Source organism: Kitasatospora sp. NPDC056800 (genome assembly GCF_042789775.1).
GTDB lineage: Bacteria > Actinomycetota > Actinomycetes > Streptomycetales > Streptomycetaceae > Kitasatospora.
Map to the genome: position 1 here is coordinate 1 of NZ_JBHUAL010000205.1, position 17,602 is coordinate 17,602.

General features: G+C 73.9%; 13 protein-coding genes and 3 tRNA genes. 1 reads left to right on the forward strand and 15 read right to left on the reverse strand.

The features are described from left to right. Positions 1 to 124: 124 nt before the first annotated feature. From ACFRQN_RS33000 to ACFRQN_RS33070, 15 genes are all read right to left on the reverse strand, one after another. A complete protein-coding gene (locus tag ACFRQN_RS33000) occupies positions 125 to 2,803 on the reverse strand; it encodes a ComEC/Rec2 family competence protein (protein ID WP_380744023.1) in 2,679 nt (892 codons plus the stop codon). A gap of 84 nt (positions 2,804 to 2,887) precedes the next feature. Further along, on the reverse strand, positions 2,888 to 3,850 hold the full coding sequence (locus ACFRQN_RS33005) for a helix-hairpin-helix domain-containing protein (RefSeq protein WP_380744025.1): 963 nt from the start codon (positions 3,848 to 3,850) through the stop codon (positions 2,888 to 2,890). 214 nt (positions 3,851 to 4,064) lie between these two features. After that, positions 4,065 to 4,910: a DegV family protein gene (locus ACFRQN_RS33010; protein ID WP_380744027.1), complete on the reverse strand. Its 846-nt coding sequence runs from the start codon at positions 4,908 to 4,910 to the stop codon at positions 4,065 to 4,067. 118 nt (positions 4,911 to 5,028) lie between these two features. After that, the gene (locus tag ACFRQN_RS33015; RefSeq protein WP_074000714.1) at positions 5,029 to 5,850 is read right to left on the reverse strand and encodes a hypothetical protein; all 822 of its coding nucleotides are present in this window, start codon (positions 5,848 to 5,850) and stop codon (positions 5,029 to 5,031) included. Positions 5,851 to 6,176: 326 nt separating this feature from the next. Then, the gene (gene leuS / locus ACFRQN_RS33020) at positions 6,177 to 9,071 is read right to left on the reverse strand and encodes a leucine--tRNA ligase (RefSeq protein WP_375877173.1); all 2,895 of its coding nucleotides are present in this window, start codon (positions 9,069 to 9,071) and stop codon (positions 6,177 to 6,179) included. 402 nt (positions 9,072 to 9,473) lie between these two features. Further along, the gene (locus ACFRQN_RS33025; RefSeq protein WP_380744030.1) at positions 9,474 to 10,769 is read right to left on the reverse strand and encodes a hypothetical protein; all 1,296 of its coding nucleotides are present in this window, start codon (positions 10,767 to 10,769) and stop codon (positions 9,474 to 9,476) included. Between the two features lie 98 nt (positions 10,770 to 10,867). Beyond that, positions 10,868 to 10,940 (reverse strand) — tRNA-Ala (locus ACFRQN_RS33030). A 337-nt stretch (positions 10,941 to 11,277) separates the two neighbouring features. Continuing rightward, positions 11,278 to 11,350: transfer RNA gene (locus ACFRQN_RS33035), tRNA-Ala, on the reverse strand. 43 nt (positions 11,351 to 11,393) lie between these two features. Further along, positions 11,394 to 11,466 (reverse strand) — tRNA-Ala (locus ACFRQN_RS33040). A 170-nt stretch (positions 11,467 to 11,636) separates the two neighbouring features. Beyond that, entirely contained in the window at positions 11,637 to 12,287 is a 651-nt protein-coding gene (locus ACFRQN_RS33045) for a histidine phosphatase family protein (RefSeq protein ID WP_074001141.1), read from the reverse strand. Beyond that, a complete protein-coding gene (gene rsfS, locus ACFRQN_RS33050) occupies positions 12,284 to 12,742 on the reverse strand; it encodes a ribosome silencing factor (RefSeq protein WP_049658573.1) in 459 nt (152 codons plus the stop codon). Before rsfS ends, ACFRQN_RS33045 begins: the two co-directional genes overlap by 4 nt. Before the next feature lie 192 nt (positions 12,743 to 12,934). After that, entirely contained in the window at positions 12,935 to 14,815 is a 1,881-nt protein-coding gene (locus tag ACFRQN_RS33055; RefSeq protein WP_380744032.1) for a LytR C-terminal domain-containing protein, read from the reverse strand. A gap of 14 nt (positions 14,816 to 14,829) precedes the next feature. Continuing rightward, positions 14,830 to 15,462 (reverse strand): nicotinate-nucleotide adenylyltransferase, encoded by a 633-nt coding sequence (gene nadD / locus ACFRQN_RS33060; RefSeq protein WP_049658574.1) that lies wholly within the window; start codon positions 15,460 to 15,462, stop codon positions 14,830 to 14,832. 123 nt (positions 15,463 to 15,585) lie between these two features. Beyond that, on the reverse strand, positions 15,586 to 15,741 hold the full coding sequence (locus ACFRQN_RS33065) for a hypothetical protein (protein WP_181970583.1): 156 nt from the start codon (positions 15,739 to 15,741) through the stop codon (positions 15,586 to 15,588). 258 nt (positions 15,742 to 15,999) lie between these two features. Then, the gene (locus tag ACFRQN_RS33070; protein ID WP_158077652.1) at positions 16,000 to 16,146 is read right to left on the reverse strand and encodes a hypothetical protein; all 147 of its coding nucleotides are present in this window, start codon (positions 16,144 to 16,146) and stop codon (positions 16,000 to 16,002) included. Positions 16,147 to 16,458: 312 nt separating this feature from the next. Between ACFRQN_RS33070 and ACFRQN_RS33075 the strand changes: the two genes are divergently transcribed. After that, a complete protein-coding gene (locus tag ACFRQN_RS33075) occupies positions 16,459 to 17,535 on the forward strand; it encodes a M48 family metallopeptidase (protein ID WP_049661182.1) in 1,077 nt (358 codons plus the stop codon). The last annotated feature ends 67 nt before the right edge of the window (positions 17,536 to 17,602 follow it).

The following is a 17,602-nucleotide window of genomic DNA, read 5'->3' on the forward strand; positions in this document are numbered from 1 at the left end:
GCTCCGGGCTGGGCCCGGAGCGCGCCGGAACGTTTCTGCTGGCTTTGCGCCGCTCCTCCTTCCACCACCCCCTTCTACTTTCCATGCCCCCACGTTGATTGGTGGAAGGAGGAGAGCGCGGAGGTCAGGTGGGCGGGGCCCGCGGGGCGCCCGGGGTCCGCTCGGGGTGGGCGTGGGGTGCGGGGCCGTGCCCGTCGGCCCCACCGGTTCCGCCGGCGCCGCCGGGCCTGGCGTTGCCGCTGGAGTGGCGGGCCGCGTGGGCGGGCTGGGGGTGGACGGCCGCGCCGAGGGTGGCCGGGGAGTCGCCCGTCACCGCGATGTCCCCCTCCCGGTCGGTGCGCAGAACGGTGGCGCCGAGTGCGCGCAGGTGGTCGACCGTCTTCGGGGACGGGTGACCGTACGGGTTGCCCTCGCCGCAGGAGACGAGGGCAAGCCGGGGCCGCATCGCACCGGCCAAGTCCCAGTCCTGGTGGGCCGATCCGTGGTGCGCCACCTTCACGACGTCGACCTTCCCCAGCCGACCCAGCAGGGCCGACTGGGCCTGCGGTTCGAGATCTCCGAGCAGTGCCATCCGTAGTCCTCCTGTCAGTGACACCATCAGTGCGACGCTTGCGTTGTTCGGTCCGGGCGCCTCGGCAGCCGCACCGGGGACGGGCCACACCACGTCCCAGGCCAACTCCGCTCCGACGGAGCGCCGTTCACCCCGACCCGCTCTCAGCAACGGGAGGCCGGCCCCTACGGCCCAGCCCGTCACCCGGGCCGCCTCGCCCGGCGGGTCGTCCAGCGTGGTGCCCTCGACGGCGCCGACCCGGCGGCCCCGCAACACCCCCGGCACGCCCTCGACGTGGTCGGCGTGGAAATGCGTCAGCAGGAGTAAGGGGACGGTCGTCACGCCGAGGTCGCGCAGGCATCGGTCGGCGGCGTTCGGGTCCGGCCCGGCGTCGATCACCACCGCGCTGTCCGGCTCCCCCGTCGCCAGGGCCAGCATGTCCCCCTGCCCGATGTCGCACATCACCAGTCGCCACCCCGGCGGCGGCCAGCCAGTGGCGATCCGGATGAGCTGCGGCGGGCGGAGCAGCACGGCCAGCAGGACCATCATCAGCACTGCCGTCACCAGCGCCCGCGCCCAGCGCCGCCGAGCGGGCACCGGCACCGGACTGCCCGGCTCCCGCCGTCGGGGCAACAGGAGCGGCGCCGCCCAGCAGGCCGCCAGGACGGCCAGCGCGACCGTCGCCGTCCCGAACCAACCGCCGGGCCAGGTCAGTTGGCCACCTGGCACCTCGGCGCCGCGCCGTGCGACCAGGGCCAGCCAGCCGGCCGGCAGCCCGGCCGGTTCCGCGAGCAGGCGGGCCAGGGCCGGAAGGAGCGGCTGAAGGGCGAGCACCCCGAAGCCGAGCAGCGTCGCCGGGGCCACCGCCAGCTCGGCCAGCAGGTTGCAGGGGATGCCGACCAGGCTGATGTGCCCGGACAGCACCACCGTCACCGGCGCGCACAGCGCCTGGGCGGCCGCCGTCGCCGCGAACGCGCCTGCCAGGTGGTGCGGCCAGCGGCGGGCCCGCAGGGCTTCGGCCCAGTGCGGCCCGAGGACGAGCAGCCCGGCGGTGGCGAGCACAGAGAGCAGGAAGCCGAACGAGCGCGCCAGGAACGGGTCCAGCAGGACCAGCACCAGGACGGCCCCGGCGAGCGCGGGCACGGCCTTGCGGGGACGGCCGGTGGCCAGGGCCAGCATGCCGATCAGTCCCGTCCCGGCCGCCCGAAGCACGCTGGGCTCGGGCCGGCAGACGGTGACGAAGGCCAGCGTCAGCGCCGTGCCGAGCAGCGCGCCGGTGCGCAGTGACAGCCCCAGCACCGCGGCCAGCCCGCGCCGTTCCGGGGTTCCGGCCTGCCCGGGCGCGCCCAGCAGCGCACCGAGGACGATCGCCAGGTTGGCCCCGCTGACCGCCACCAGGTGAACCAGGTCGGTGGCCCGGAAGGCGTCGTCGAGGTCGTCGGGCAGTCGCGAGGTGTCGCCGACGACCAGCCCCGGGAGCAGCCCGCGCGCGTCCGCGGGAAGTCCGTCGGTGGCCGTGCGGAGGCCTTCACGGAGCCGCCCGGCGATCCGCTGCGGCAGGCTCGGCGGCGCCAGCTGCCGGGGCGCCCCGTGGACGACCAGCAGCGCGGCGGACTCGGTGTCGTGCCCCTCCCCCGCCGGCCGTACCTCGGCCTCCACGGCCAGCCGCTGGGACGGGAGCAGCCGCTGCCAGGGCTCGCCCTCCGCCCCTCGGGCCATGACGGTCACCGGCGTACGCGTGCGGGTGCTCCGCCCGTCCGGGAGCGGGGTGACACGGTCGGCCACCGCGTCCACGGTCAGGAGCGTCTGCCCGCCGACGGTGCCGCCCCGGGAGGTGTGGACCTTCGGGTCCCCCGCGACGGTCAGCTCCACCTCCACCACCGGGGCGGGCTCGCCCGGCGCTCGCGGACCAGCGGCCGCGGACGCACGGGCGAGCTCCGGCAGCGGCCCCCGGTGCAGGTCGGCGGTGTGCAGCGGGGTGGCGATCGCGGCCGCCGCACCGGTGAGCAGGACGGCGGCCAGCGTCGCCGAGGCCCCGCGCCGGCGCAGGACCCCCGGCCGGGTGAGCAGCAGGACGGCCGCGACCGCGGCGACGCCCGCCGCGGTGAGGACGAGGGCCGCGTACCCCGGCTCCAGACGCAGGAGTGCCGCCGTGACCGCCCAGACCGAGACGGCGGGCAGCAGCAGCCGGAAGTCGGCGCCCGGAGAACGGGACGCAACGGCCGGACCGAACGGCACGGTGGCGACGGACATGGTGGTACCTCCCTTCGAAGGCCGGGCATGCGGGCGGGGGAAGTGGACAAGGGGAACGGGCAGGGACAGCGGCAGGACAGGGCGTCAGAGGGTGAGCAGCGGACGGAGCTCCGCGTACGTACGGGCGCCGATGCCGCTGACCTGCCGGAGTTGGTCGAGGGAGCGGAAGGAGCCGTGCGAGGTGCGGTAGGCGAGGATGCGCTGGGCGAGGGTGGGGCCGACACCGGGAAGGCTGTCGAGCTGTTCGAGCGTCGCGCGGTTGAGGCTGACGGGTGGCCGGGGCACGGTGAGGCCCGGAGGGCCGCTCCCGCTTCCGACCACCGGGCCGGGGGCGGGCGCCTGCTCGCCGACCAGGATCTGCTCACCGTCCGTCAGGATGCGGGCCAGGTTGAGGTTCCTGGTGTCCGTCTCCGGCAGCGGACCGCCCGCCGCCCGCAGGGCATCGGCTACCCGGGAGCCGCCGGGCAGGGTGTGCAGGCCCGGGAGGTGGACCCGGCCGCCGATGTCCACCACGACAGCCGGCCCGGTGCCGGACACGGCCTCGGCACCGGCGCCGGGCCCGGCCCTGGAAGGAGCAGAGTCGGCGGGGACGGACGGCTCCGCCCCCGACGGTGCCGCGACCGCCGCGAGCGCGGGTACGGCGACCGCCTCCGGCCGGGCCAGCCAGAAGTGCTGCACGGCGTAACCGACCGCGAACAGCAGCAGGATGGCCAATCCGGCCACCGCGCGCCGATCGAGTGCCAGCACCGAGGCGAACGAGGGGATTGAGGAGGATGCGGAGAACCGCGAACGCGCCCCGGCCTCCGGCGGACCCATGTCGGTGCCGCCCGGATCCGACGCAACACCCGCATCCGGCGGGACCGGCGTCGCATCCGACAGCACCGGCACCGGCATCGCAACCGGCGACGGCGGCGGGGCCGGCCCCGAAGGGCCCCCTCCCGTACCGCTCTCCGGCTCGTCATCCATCGGCAGCAGCGCGGCCATCCGCAGCCGCACCGTCTCGTTGATCGCATGGCGCTTCGCCGCGCCCAGGCCCATGGTCGTCATGCCGAGGACGGTAGGAGTCCTCCGGCGAACGTGCGGAAATTAGCGAAACCCTGTGGATAACCCGGGGGTTGTGGATAAAAAGCGTCACTCACAAGAGTGGGTAGGGCCGCCTGAGGTTGACCGCCCGCCCAACGAACCACTCACCGGACCGCCCGCCCAACGAACCACCCACCGGACCGCCCGCCCAACGAGCCACCCAGCGAACCGCCACCCCTCAGCGCGGCGCGACCACCACCGCCAGCAGCCCCGGCCCGACGTGCGCCCCGATCACCGCCCCCACCTCGCCCACGTACAGCTCCCGCAGCCCCGGCACCCGGGCCCGCAGCCGCTCCGCGAGCGGTTCGGCCCGCTCCTCGGCCGCCAGGTGGTGCACGGTGATGTCGACGTCCTGCTCCCCCGACCGCTCGACCGCGATCTCCTCCAGCCGCGCGATCGCCCGCGACGCCGTCCGCACCTTCTCCAGCGGCTCGATCCGCCCGCCGTCCAGGTGCAGCAGCGGCTTGACCGCCAGGGCCGAGCCGAGCAGCGCCCGCGCCGCCCCGATCCGTCCGCCCCGGCGCAGGTGTTCCAGGGTGTCGACGTAGAAGAACCCGCTGGTCCCGGCCGCCCGCCGGCCGGCCGCCTCGGCCGCCTCGGCCAGGCCCTGCCCGGCCGCGATCGCCTCGGCCGCCGCCAGCACCCCGTACCCGAGCGCCATCCCGACCAGTCGGCTGTCCACCACCCGCACCGGTACGGGCGCCTCGGCGGCGGCCAGCCGGGCGGCCTCGACGGTGCCGGACAGTTCGCCGGAGATGTGCACCGAGACGATGCCCTTCGCCCCTGCCTCGGCGGCCGCCCGGTAGGCGGCGGCGAAGGTCTCCGGGTTCGGCCGGGAGGTGGTCACCCGCTGCTTGCCGCGCAGCGCCTCGGCGACGTCCTTCGGGGAGATCTCGACGCCCTCGCTCAGCACCGAGTCGCCGACCGCGACGCTCAGCGGGACCACCGTGATCCCGTACCGGTCGAGGGCGTCCTGCGGCAGATAGGCCGTGGAATCGGTGACAAGTGCGAGGTCGGAGGGCATGAGCCGGAGGTTACCCCCCGTCGCTCCGGGAGGACAGCGCCCGGTCCGGGCCCCCTCGGGAGGCCCCGTGACGCCCGACCGGCTCAGCCCGTCGGAGCCCCCGTGACGCCCGACCGGCTCAACCCGCCGAGGGCCCCGTCGAGGGCTTGCGCAGCCGCTGCGCCAGCTTGGCCAGCGGATCGGCGAGCCCGAGCAGCTCCTCCGCGCTCGGCCGCCCCTTCCCGTCGGTCAGCCCGGCCCGAGCCGCCCCCCCGGACCGCGCCGCACCCCCGGTCGCCCCTGCGGACCCACCAGACCCCGCAGCAGCACCACCGACCCCTGCGGAACCACCGGACCCCGGGGCTCCACCCGCCCCCGCGGAACCGGCAGCCCCCGATGCACCCCCCGCGACATCCCAGTGCCGCAGCGCCCCCGCCTCGCTCTCGCACTCCTGGCTCAGCCGGCTCAGCTCGTCGTCCGCGAACCGGTGCATCCGGTCCTGCGCCGCCCAGCGCATGGTCTCCGCCGAGTGCGTGATCCGCTCCGCCCGCTCGCGCAGCTCCGGCAGCTTGGCGGCGATCCGCGCGGTGTCCGGCTCGCGCTCCAGCATCCGCAGCTCGCCGTCGAGTTCGGCGGCGTGCGTGTCGAGCCGGTCGAGCAGGGCGAGCGACTCGCCGAGCTGGGAGTCCTGCGCGAGGCCGCCCTCCAGCACCTGCCGGGTGCCGTCGAGCGAGGTCCGCAGGCCCAGCCGGACGGTGGCGATCTGCGCGGGCGGACCGACCCTGGTGTACGTCTTCGCCTTGAGGGTGGCGGTCTCCACGGCGCGCCGGGCGTTGGCCTCGTGCTTCTCGATCTTCGCGCCGACGGCCTTGGCGGCCTTGACCGTGCCGATCACGGCCAGGACCATCGCCGCGACCCCGAAGAGCAGGACCAGCCCGATCATCACGCCGAACACGTCCATCGCGCGCCACCTTCCGCCGTCGTTCCGGCCCCCACCGGGCCCAACGCGGGCCGCATTGCCGAGGGTTCCACGGTAGCCGCCGGAACCCGCCCGGGGGCAGCCGAGAGGGCCCCGGCGGACGGAGATCAGGGTCAGATCCGGGATCTCCCCGAGGGCCCCCGACCACCCTGGAAGCCCCCCGCAAGACGCCCAGCCGGCACCGAACCCGAAAACGCCCCGAAAGCACCGAGCCCCGAAGGCCCCGAAAACGCCGGACGGGCGCCCCGGAGGACGCCCGCCCGACCGCTCCCGCGATCACCCCGCGGTCACTTCCGCACCAAGAACACTCAGCCGGTGACGATGTTCACCAGCTTCGGCGCCCGCGCGATCACCTTCCGCACCTCGGCCCCGCCGATCGCCGCGACGACCGCCGGCTCCGCCAGCGCCAGCGCCTCCAGCTCGGCGTCCGAGATGCCCGGCGCGACCTCCAGCCGCGCCTTGACCTTGCCCTTGATCTGGACCACGCAGGTCACCGTCTCGTCCACCACGTACGCCGGGTCGGCGACCGGGTAGTCGGTGTGCGCCAGCGATTCGCCGTGGCCCAGTCGGCGCCACAGCTCCTCGGCGACGTGCGGGGCCAGCGGCGCGACCATCAGCACCAGCTGCTCGGCCACCGCCCGCGGCGTGGAGCCGCGCTTGACCAGGTAGTTGTTCAGCTCGATGGCCTTGGCGACGGCCGTGTTGAAGCGCAGCCCGGCCATGTCCCCGCGGATGCCGTCGATGGCCTTGTGCAGGGCGCGCAGCGTCGCCTCGTCCGGCTCCTCCTCGGTGACGACCAGTTCGCCGGTGGTCTCCGAGACGACGTTGCGCCACAGGCGCTGCAGGAAGCGGTACGAGCCGACGACGGCGCGGGTGTCCCACGGGCGTGAGACGTCCAGCGGGCCCATCGACATCTCGTACAGGCGCAGCGTGTCGGCGCCGTACTCGTCGGCGATGTCGTCCGGGGCGACGGCGTTCTTCAGGGACTTGCCCATCTTCCCGGCCTCGCGCTTGACCGGCTCGCCGTCCCAGAAGTACTGGCCGTCGCGCTCCTCGACCTCGGCGGCGGGCACCGGGAAGCCGCGCTCGTCGCGGTAGACGTCGGCGGTGATCATGCCCTGGTTGAACAGCTTGTGGAACGGCTCGACGGACGAGACGTGGCCCAGGTCGTGCAGCACCTTGTGCCAGAAGCGCGCGTACAGCAGGTGCAGCACGGCGTGCTCGGCGCCGCCGACGTACAGGTCGGCGCCGCCGGCGGGCTTGGTCTCCGTCGGGCCCAGCCAGTACTTCTCGTTGGCCGGGTCGACGACCGCCTCGGAGTTGGACGGGTCGACGTAGCGCAGCTCGTACCAGCAGGAGCCGGCCCAGTTGGGCATGGTGTTGGTCTCGCGGCGGTACTTCCTGACGCCGTCGCCCAGGTCCAGTTCGACGTTGACCCAGGCCTCGTTGCGCGACAGCGGGGTCTCCGGAGAGGAGGCGGCGTCGTACGCGTCGTAGGTGCGCGGCGAGTAGTCGTCGACCTCGGGGACCTCGACCGGCAGCATCGACTCGGGCAGCGCGTGCATCACGCCGTCCTCGTCGTAGACGATCGGGAAGGGCTCGCCCCAGTACCGCTGGCGGCTGAACAGCCAGTCGCGCAGGCGGTAGTTGACGGTGCCCTCGCCGATGCCGCGCTCGGCCAGCCAGGCGGTGACGGCGGCCTTGGCCTCGACGACGCTCAGCCCGTCCAGGGACAGCGACACGTCGCCCTCGGTGCGGGCGGAGTTGACGATGACGGAGTCGTAGGTGTCGAACGCGTCGTCCCACTCGGCCGGGTCCTGGCCCCGCCCGTCGGTGGGCTCGACGACGCAGCGCATCGGCAGCGCGAAGGCGCGGGCGAAGGCGAAGTCGCGGTGGTCGTGGGCGGGGACGGCCATGATGGCGCCGGTGCCGTAGCCCATCAGCACGTAGTCGGCGATGAACACCGGGACGGACTCGCCGCTGACCGGGTTGACGGCGTGGGCGCCGGTGAAGACACCGGTCTTGACCTTGGCCTCGACCTGCCGCTCGACGTCCGACTTGGCGGCGGCCGTGGCGCGGTAGGCGGCGACGGCCTCGGCGGGGGTCGCGGCGCCGCCGGTCCACTCGGCGGGCACGCCCTCGGGCCAGGCGGCGGGGACGATCGAGTCGACCAGGGCGTGCTCGGGGGCCAGCACCATGTAGGTGGCGCCGAACAGGGTGTCGGGCCGGGTGGTGAAGACGGTGATCTTCTGGTCGCCGGGGGCCGCGAAGTCGACCCGGGCGCCCTCGGAGCGCCCGATCCAGTTGCGCTGCTGCAGCTTGATGGCCTCGGGCCAGTCCAGCAGGTCCAGGTCCTCGATCAGCCGGTCCGAGTACGCGGTGATGCGCATCATCCACTGGCGCAGGTTGGACTTGAACACCGGGAAGTTGCCGCGCTCGGAGCGGCCGTCCGCGGTGACCTCCTCGTTGGCCAGGACGGTGCCCAGGCCCGGGCACCAGTTGACCGGCACCTCCTTGGCGTAGGCCAGGCGGTACTCGCCCAGCACCTCGTCGCGCTCGGCGACGGTCAGCCCGGCCCAGGCGCGCCCGTCCGGCAGCTCACGCGCGCCGGACTCGAAGTCGGCGACCAGCTCGGCGATCGGGCGGGCTTTGCGGGCGTCCGCGTCGTACCAGGAGTTGAAGATCTGCAGGAAGATCCACTGGGTCCAGCGGTAGTAGTCCGGGTCGATCGTGGAGATCGAGCGGCGCGGGTCGTGGCCCAGGCCCAGCCGGCGCAGCTGCTGGCGCATGTTGGCGATGTTGGCCTCGGTGGAGACCCGCGGGTGGGTGCCGGTCTGCACCGCGTACTGCTCGGCGGGCAGGCCGAAGGCGTCGTAGCCCAGCGTGTGCAGCACGTTGTGGCCGGTCATCCGCTGGTAGCGGGCGAAGACGTCGGTGGCGATGTAGCCCAGCGGGTGGCCGACGTGCAGGCCCGCGCCCGAGGGGTACGGGAACATGTCCATGATGAAGCTGTGCGGCTTCGCGGCGACGTCGCCGGCCGCCGGGTCGGCCAGCGCACCGGTGGGGTTGGGGGCGTGGAAGGTGCCCTCCTTCTCCCAGATGTCCTGCCAGCGGGACTCGATCTCGGCCGCCAGCGCAGCGCTGTACCGGAACGGCTCGGTCGCGGTCTCGGCCGCGCCGGACGCAGGGGTCGTCTCGCTCATGGTCCTTCAAGCTCCATCGGTGTCGGTTGGCGAACCGCGCGGGCGGCCGGCCCGTGGACCCGGCCCGGGACGGGATCGGGGGGCGGAAAACAAAAAATCCCCTCGCAGGAGGGGACGCCACGCCGACTCCGGCACCGCCCGAAGGCTCAGCCGGTCCTGGTCAGCGCGGCCGGCTAAGGAGCAGGCGCACGGTTCGCATGGGCTCAGGGTACCGCAAGCGGGTCGACGGGCTGCGGGGTATACCGCCGGGACGGCGGCACGGAGCCGCCCAGGGCCGCACGGGGCCGCATGAGGCCCCGCGGAGCCACCCGGGAGCCGCAGCGAGCCACGCAGGACCGCACGAGGCCGCACGGAGCCGCGCGGGGCCGAGCCGCCAACCGCCCTACCGGGCCGCAACCCGCCCTACCGCGCCGCCACCCGCCCCGCCGCGTCGAACTCCCGCAGCGCCTTCGCCACCCGCTCGGACTGCATCCCCGCCGCGAGCGAGCGCGCCAGTGAGGCGGTGCGGGCCGCCTCCCGCTGGTCGCCGAGCCGGCGGTGGGCCTCGGCGAGGCGCACCATCAGCAGCGTCTTGGTGCGGGCCCGTCCCGGTCCGAGACCGGCCACCGCCTCGGCGAGCAGCACCTTGGCGAGCCGGTGCTGGCCGAGCGCCAGCCGCCCCTCCCCCACCATCCCGGAGAGGGCGGCCCGGACCTCCTCGGTGCCGGGCAGGCCGTCCAGTTCGGCGAAGGCCCGGGCGGCGGCGGCCTCGGCCCGGTCGGCCTCGCCCCGGCGGCCGTACGCGCCGGCGAGCCGGCCGTACTGGCGGGCCCGGGCAACGGGGCTGAGCGCGGCGCCGTGGGTGTCCAGGGCGGTCACCAGCGCGGAGACGGCGTCCAGCCCGCGCCCGCCGGTGCCCTGGGTGGCGAGCACGACCAGCGCGCCGAGCACCGCGACGCCGAGCCGGGGGTCGCCGCTGACGTGGGCGGCGCGCAGCGCGGCGACGAAGGCGCGCTGGGCGGCGGCGTCGTGGCCGAGGTCGTACGCGGCCCAGCCGGCCAGCCGGGCGAGTCTGCTGGCCGTGCCGTAGAGCTCGCGCCCGAGCCGTTCGTCGTACGCGCCGAGTTCCAGCAGCTTGGCCAGCATGGCGAGTTCGGCCCGGACGGGGCCGAGGACGAGGCCGCCGCCGCAGGCCCGTTCGAGCTTCTGCTTGCTGCGGTAGGACAGGCCGAGTTCGCCGGCCAGTCCGGGTTCGACGCGCAGCGCGCCCTCGCCGCCGCCGACGGGCGGCGGCGGGGAGTCGAGGCGGGCGGCGGCCTGGTCGAGGTCGGCGCCGCGGAAGAGGTCGGTGAGGCGCACCGGGCCGGCGTCGGTGGCGGCCTCGCGCAGCGCGGTCTGGGCGGTGTCGGCGGTCCACGGGTCGGTGAGCAGCCGGGGCGAGAGGATCTTGGCGCCGCGGTGGCCGCCCATCCGGCCCCAGAGCTGTTCGTAGGTGACGGCGATGCCGAGGGTGCGGCTGAGCACCTCGCAGACCGCCTGGTCGTGCGGGCTGCGCGGGACCATGCCGCGGTCGCGCCACTTGTACGGGGCGGTGGAGCTGATGGCGAGGCCCGGCGGCAGGGCGAGGCTCACCTCGCGGGCGAGCCGTTCCGGACTCCATCCGAGCTGGTGGAGTATCCGGGCCAGTTCCTCGTTCCGCCTTCGCTCCAGATCGGCCATGGCACGACGGTAGCGGGATTCCGGCCGCCGGGACCGGCGGCGCGGGCAGAACGGCGAAGAGCCGCCCCCCGTTTCCGGGAGGCGGCTCTCGACTGCTGTGGAGCTATGGGGAATTGAACCCCAGACCTCTTGCATGCCATGCAAGCGCTCTACCAACTGAGCTATAGCCCCTTGACCTGCGTTGTCACCGTGCTTCCCGGTTGTTTCCGGCCGTTTCCCTCGGCGACATCGACTACTTTACACGCTCCGGGGCGTGCTCCTGAAATCCGTTTCCCGAGGTCCGCACCACGCACCCCGGGAGCCCGTCTCCCGCACTCCGGGCGTACGGCGCCCGCCCCCGGCGCCCGCCCTGACGCACGCTCCCAGCGCGCACTCCCGACGCACGCGCCCCGCCAACGCACCGCCACCGCACCACCCGCCGACCGCGCGCCCGCCAGGAGAACTGCGAGGCCGGGCCCGAAACGCCGGAAGGCCGCCACCCCTTGGGTGACGGCCTTCCGAACTACTGTGGAGCTATGGGGAATTGAACCCCAGACCTCTTGCATGCCATGCAAGCGCTCTACCAACTGAGCTATAGCCCCGCGACACGGGCGACCCTGGCTGACCACGACCGCCGATGCGGAGTGGAGCTATGGGGAATTGAACCCCAGACCTCTTGCATGCCATGCAAGCGCTCTACCAACTGAGCTATAGCCCCGCACTCACCGGATCTCCCGCTTCCCTTCCGGGCCGCGTTCCTTCCCTGCGAACGAGGAAGACTCTAGCTGGTCAGGGCCGGAACTGCGAAATCCGCTCCCTCCGGACCCCCGCCGAGGGCCCCGTGAGGGCCCCCGGCACCCGGTGCCGCCCGAGCCGGTACGGCTCGGCTCAGGTGTCGTCGCCGATGACCGGCTGCGGGAGGGTGCCCGCGTTGTGCTCCAGCAGGCGCCAGCCGCGCGTGCCCTGGCCGAGCACCGACCAGCAGCAGTTGGACAGTCCGCCGAAGCGCTCCCACTGGTCCGGCTCCATGTCGAGCAGCCGCCCGAGCATGGTGCGGATCGTCCCGCCGTGGCTGACCACCACCAGCGTGCCGTCCTCGGGGAGCTTGCCGACGGCGTCCAGGACCACCGGCACCGAGCGGTCGGCGACCTCGGTGGCCAGCTCGCCGTCACCGCCCCGCCGCACCGGCTCACCGGCCGCCCAGGCCTCGTACTCCTCCGGGAAGCGCTCGCGGATCTCGGCGTTGGTCAGGCCCTGCCAGGAGCCCGCGAAGGTCTCCCGCAGGCCCTCGTGGTGCTGCACGTCGAGCCCGGTGACCTCGGCCAGCTCCGCGGCGGTGCGCCGGGCCCGCTGGAGGTCCGAGGAGATCAGCAGGTCGGGACGGAGCCCGGAGAGCAGCCGGGCCGCCCGCTGGGCCTGCTGGACGCCCTGGCCGGTCAGCTCGATGTCCGTGGTGCCCTGGAAGCGCGATTCGAGGTTCCAGGAGGTCTGGCCGTGCCGCCAGAAGACGATGCGCGGGCCGCGCGGGCCCCGGCTCAGTGCAGGTCCTCGGGCTTGCCGAAGTCGTCGGCGGGGGCGACGACGTTGCCGGCCTCGTCGGTGAACGCGTCCGGACGGTTGCGCGAGGCCAGGGCGTCCTCGGGCAGCGGGAGCTCGGGGCAGTCCTTCCAGAGCCGGTCCAGCGAGTAGAAGGAGCGCTCCTCGGCGTGCTGGACGTGCACGACGATGTCCAGGTAGTCGAGCAGGATCCAGCGGCCGTCGCGCTCGCCCTCGCGGCGCACCGGCTTGATGTCCAGCTGCTCGCGCAGCTGGTCCTCGATCTCCTCGGCGATCGAGCGGACCTGGCGGTCGTTGTTCGCGGAGGCGATCAGGAAGGCGTCGGTGATCGACAGCACCTCGCTGACGTCGAAGGCGATGATGTTGTGCGCGAGCTTGTCGGCCGCCGCCTGCGCGGCGACGGTGATGAGCTGCTGGCTGTGGTCGGTAACGGTCACGGTGTTCTTCCGGCTCGGCGGCTTGGGGGGCGCCCCGGCGCTCGGCCGGGGTCGCCTTCCAGGATCTCACGCCGCCCGGGCGGGCCCGGAACCGTTTTTCCAGGCCCCCGAGCCCCGGGCCCCCAAGCCAATACCGGGCCACCGCCCCCGCCGCCACCAGGCCCGGACCCCCACCAGGCCCGGGCCACCGCCCTACTGGGCCTTCGGCGGCTGGTAGTCCTTGCCGAGCACCACCAGCAGGTCCGCGTTCTGGGTGTCGCCGGTCACCTTCTTCACCACCGTGTCCGGCAGGCCGAGGCTGGTCGCCAGCGACTTCGCCGCGCCCTGCCGGGCGTCGTCGGTGTAGCGGATCTCACTGGTGGCCTGCGGGGCCCCCTTGGCCCCGCCCGGGATGAAGGTCAGACCGGAGTTGACGATCTGGACCTGTACGGCGGCCGCCGCCGCGTCGTTGCCGCTGGAGTCCTGGACCGCGACCCGGACCGGGGCGTCGCCGGCGGCCGCGGACTTCACGGTGCCGCCCAGCACGTCCTTGACCTGCTTGCCCGCGGTCGCCTCGTCCAGGCTGCCGTCCGGCTTGACGGTCAGCGCGGTGGTGCCGAAGTGGCCGTCCTTCGCCTGCTGGGAGAGCTGGACGAGCACCCCGGCGAGGGCGTCCTCGGGCAGCGAGGGGTCGAGCACCGCGTTCATCCGGTGCACGTCGTCCTTGGCGTCCTTGAACTCGGTCGGCATGGCGCGCACCAGCGCGTCCATGACCTGCCCGAACCGGGCCAGCTGGGCGTCCCGGTTCTCGCCGGGGTTCTGCAGGGTGGCGTAGGCGACCGCGGCCTTCCCGCTGAGCATGGTGTTCTTGCCCGCCGCGGACAGCAGCTTGCCGTCCGGCTTGCCTCCCTCGTGGGTCTCGGCGTTGGTGTCCACCCGGACGCCGCCGAGCTGGGAGACCAGCAGTTCCAGGTACGGGGTGTCCAGCCGCCAGGTGCCGGCCACCGGGGCGCCGAGCACGGTGGACAGGCCGTCGCGGGTCGCCGAGGCGCCGATGCCGTCCATGGACTGGCCGACCGTGGTGACCGGCGGGTCCCCCGGGCCGGGCAGCCGCAGGGTGTCGGGCAGCAGCAGCACCGTGCCCTTCTTCCCGGAGGCGTCGTTGACCAGCAGCGCGCTGGACACCTTGCCCTGGAGGTCGCGCAGGTGGACGACGTTGACCTGGCGCCCGCCGGCGGCGGCGGCCGCGGTCGGCTTGCCGCCGGTGAGGAAGAGGTACCCGCCGACGCCGGCGGCGGCCAGCGCCACCACCGCACCGAGGCCGATCAGCCGGTTGCGCAGCTTGCGGCGGCGCTCGGCGCGCACCTCGCTGCGGGACTCGGCGAACTTCAGCCAGTCGATGACGTCCTCGGTCTCCTCCGCCTCCTCGTCGACGAAGGTGAACTCCCCCGTGGTGTAGCTGTCGTCGGGCGCCTTGCCGCCGCCCTTCCCGCCCTTCCCGGCCTTCCCCGCCTTCCCGGCCCGCGCCCCGGCGACCTGCTCGGACGGCGGCTCGGCCTTGGCCGGCACCGGCTCGGCGGCCGGCCGGGGCACCCGCGGACGCGCCGGTGCGACCGCCGCGGCCGCGGCCGGCTCGGCCTGCACCGGTTCCTGCGCCTGCGACGGCGCCTGCGCTTCGGTCACGACCGGGGCGGCCGCCTGGTACGGCTGCTCCTGGTACCCCTGGTAGCCCTGCTGCTGGTAGACGTACGTGCCCTGCCCGTACACCGGCTGCCCGTACTGGTCGTACTGGTGGTCGTACTGCTGCTGCTCGTACGGCTGTTGCTGCGGGAACTGCCCGCCCTGCTGGTACCCGTCGTACCCCTGGTAGCCCTGCTGCTGGTAGCCGTACGCGCCCTGCCCGTACACCGGCTGCCCGTACTGGTCGTACTGCTGCTCGTACTGCTGCTGCTCGTACGACTGCGCCTGCGCCTGCGGCTGCTGCTGTGGCTGCGGCTGCTGCGGGTCCTGCGGCTGCTGGTAGCCCTGGTACGGCTGCTGGTACTGCCCGGTGGACCAGTCCTCCGGCCGCCGGCCGTCGCTGCGATCAGTCATGCACCGCTCCCGGATCAGTCCCCGCGCGGCGCGTACAGCGCCCGCTTGTCGATGTAGCGGACCACGCCGTCCGGGACGAGGTACCAGACCGGTTCGCCCTTGGCGACCCGGTTGCGGCAGTCCGTGGAGGAGATGGCCAGCGCCGGGACCTCCACCAGGGAGACCCCGCCCACCGGAAGCCCGGCGTCCGACAGAGTGTGCCCCGGGCGGGTGCATCCGATGAAGTGGGCCAGCGAGAAGAGCTCGTCGGAGTCGCGCCAGGACAGGATCTGGGCGAGCGCGTCGGCGCCGGTGATGAAGAAGAGGTCGGCGTCCGGGTGCAGGGCGTGCAGGTCGCGCAGGGTGTCGACGGTGTACGTCGGGCCCTCGCGGTCGATGTCGATCCGGCTGACCGAGAACTGCGGGTTCTCGGCGGTGGCGATGACCGTCATCAGGTAGCGGTCCTCGGCCGGGGTGACGTGCCGGTCGCTCTTCTGCCACGGCTGCCCGGTCGGCACGAAGATCACTTCGTCCAGGTGGAACGCGCTCGCGACCTCACTGGCGGCGACGAGGTGGCCGTGGTGGATCGGGTCGAAGGTGCCGCCCATCACGCCGAGGCGCTTCTTCACCGGTTCCGGTCCGCCGGGATTCCCGGCCTGCTCTCCCATGCCGCCACACCTTACGCGACACGCGTTACGGTGCGGGAACGGCCGGGTGGGGGTTCTCCGCAGACGCGTGAGGGAGCGTCCGGCCGGTGGCCGGACGCTCCCCGAGCGGCCCCAGGCCCCGGCTCAGCGGTCCCGGTTGAAGCGGGTGGTGATGAAGAGCAGGACGAGCAGGATGACCAGTGCGGCGCCACCGGTCAGGGCCGGGTTCAGACTGTCGTGGTTGCCCCCCTCGCCCTCGGCGAGCAGGTTCAGAACGGGGAGTGCGGCAGCAGTGCTCATGGTCGGCGGGACCTTCTCGGCTCGGTGAACGGACCTGGGGGTTGTTCCGGGCCGGGTGAGGGCCCACCCGTCATCGTACGGGGGGTTACACGGCAACCGCTCGGCGGCCCACCGCCGCTGACCGGGCGTGAGCGCGGGCCGAGGGAGCGACCGGCGAACGGGCCCGGGCCCCGGCGAACGGACCGGAACGGCCCCGGCGAACGGACCGGGGACGGCCCCGGGGAACGGACCGGGGACGGCCCCGGGGAACGACCGGCCCTAGTTGTTCTTGAAGGCGCGGGCCATGATCCAGATCAGCAGGCCGATGCCCACGAAGGACGCGACCACGATGATCCGCAGGAACAGGCCGGGGCCGGACTCGTCGGAGATGGGCGCGGCCAGGCTGACAAGCGTGTCGGTGGACATCTGCGGGGGCTCCTCGTACTGCTCGGTACCGCGGCCGGGTCCGGTCTCGGTCGTCCAGGCCTCAGGGTAAACCGGCCTCACACCGGCGGAGCCCCCCGGCCCCGCGGACGCGCCCCGCAGGCCCCGCGGGCGCGCCCCGGCGGCCCGCCGAGCCGCCCACGGCCCCGGCGCCCACCGCGCGGACCGCGCGTACGCTGACCCCGGGGACGAGTACGCAACCGCGCACGTTGCACAGACAGTCGTTGCAGGCGAAGACCAGCGGGGGGCGGGCCAGCGGGCCGCGGCCGCCGTCGACCAGGAGGTACTCACACCATGACCGACACGACCTCGAAGACGCCGAGCCGCCGCCGCGAGCGCTTCCCCGGGATCTCCACCCGGGCCTGGGAGCACCCGGCGGACCGCTCGGCCCTGGTCGCACTGCGCAGGCTGACCGGCTTCGACGACATCCTGAAGAAGCTCGCCGGCCTGGTCTCCGAGCGGGCGATCCGGCTGATGTTCCTGGCCACCGCGGTGAAGACCTCCGAGCGCCAGTTCCCGGAGCTGCACGACATGGTGCGCGACGCCGCCTACGTGCTCGACCTGGAGCAGGTCCCCGACCTGTACGTCTCCCAGGACCCGACGGTCAACGCGTACTGCATCGGCATCGACACCCCGGTCATCGTGATCACCAGCGGCCTGGTCGAGCTGCTGGACGAGGAGGAGCTGCGCTCCGTCATCGGCCACGAGGTCGGCCACGCGATGTCCGGCCACGCCGTCTACCGGACGATGCTGATGATCCTCACCAACATCGCCACCCGGATCGCCTGGGTGCCGCTCGGCAACCTGGCGATCACCGCGATCATCACCGCGCTCAAGGAGTGGTTCCGCAAGGCGGAGCTGTCCAGCGACCGGGCCGGCCTGCTCGCCGGGCAGGACCTCCAGGCGTCCATGCGGGCCCTGATGAAGCTGGCCGGCGGCCACAACCTGGCCGAGATGAACGTCGACGCCTTCCTGGAGCAGGCCGAGGAGTACGAGAAGGCCGGCGACCTGCGCGACGGCGTGCTCAAGGTGCTCCAGCTGCTGCCGCAGACCCACCCCTTCGCGGTGGTCCGGGTCGCCCAGCTGAAGAAGTGGGCGGAGAGCGACGACTACCGCTCGATCATGGCCGGCGCCTACCCGCGCCGCTCGGACGACCCGGACACCTCGGTCACCGAGCAGTGGAAGGCCGCCGCCGAGCACTACACGACCTCGGTCAAGGAGAGCAAGGACCCGCTGATGGGCCTGCTCCGGGACGTGGCCGGCGGCGCCGCGACGGTCGGCGGCAAGCTCCGCGACACCTTCACCGGAGGCGGCGGCAGCAGCAACGGCAACGGCAGCCGCGGCGGCTCCGCGGACCGCGACGGCAGCTGACCCACCGCGACCGACCACGACCGCGAGCCGCGACGGCGGCCGGCGTCCCGCCCGGGGCACCGGCCGC

Bases quoted from the DNA above. Each gene is read 5' to 3' on its own strand.
- ACFRQN_RS33055 (WP_380744032.1), bottom strand. From the start codon at position 14,815: ATGACTGATCGCAGCGACGGCCGGCGGCCGGAGGACTGGTCCACCGGG.
- ACFRQN_RS33015 (WP_074000714.1), bottom strand. From the start codon at position 5,850: ATGGACGTGTTCGGCGTGATGATCGGGCTGGTCCTGCTCTTCGGGGTC.
- nadD (WP_049658574.1), bottom strand. From the start codon at position 15,462: ATGGGAGAGCAGGCCGGGAATCCCGGCGGACCGGAACCGGTGAAGAAG.
- ACFRQN_RS33025 (WP_380744030.1), bottom strand. From the start codon at position 10,769: ATGGCCGATCTGGAGCGAAGGCGGAACGAGGAACTGGCCCGGATACTC.
- ACFRQN_RS33075 (WP_049661182.1), top strand. From the start codon at position 16,459: ATGACCGACACGACCTCGAAGACGCCGAGCCGCCGCCGCGAGCGCTTC.
- ACFRQN_RS33070 (WP_158077652.1), bottom strand. From the start codon at position 16,146: ATGTCCACCGACACGCTTGTCAGCCTGGCCGCGCCCATCTCCGACGAG.
- ACFRQN_RS33010 (WP_380744027.1), bottom strand. From the start codon at position 4,910: ATGCCCTCCGACCTCGCACTTGTCACCGATTCCACGGCCTATCTGCCG.
- ACFRQN_RS33000 (WP_380744023.1), bottom strand. From the start codon at position 2,803: ATGTCCGTCGCCACCGTGCCGTTCGGTCCGGCCGTTGCGTCCCGTTCT.
- ACFRQN_RS33005 (WP_380744025.1), bottom strand. From the start codon at position 3,850: ATGACGACCATGGGCCTGGGCGCGGCGAAGCGCCATGCGATCAACGAG.
- leuS (WP_375877173.1), bottom strand. From the start codon at position 9,071: ATGAGCGAGACGACCCCTGCGTCCGGCGCGGCCGAGACCGCGACCGAG.
- ACFRQN_RS33065 (WP_181970583.1), bottom strand. From the start codon at position 15,741: ATGAGCACTGCTGCCGCACTCCCCGTTCTGAACCTGCTCGCCGAGGGC.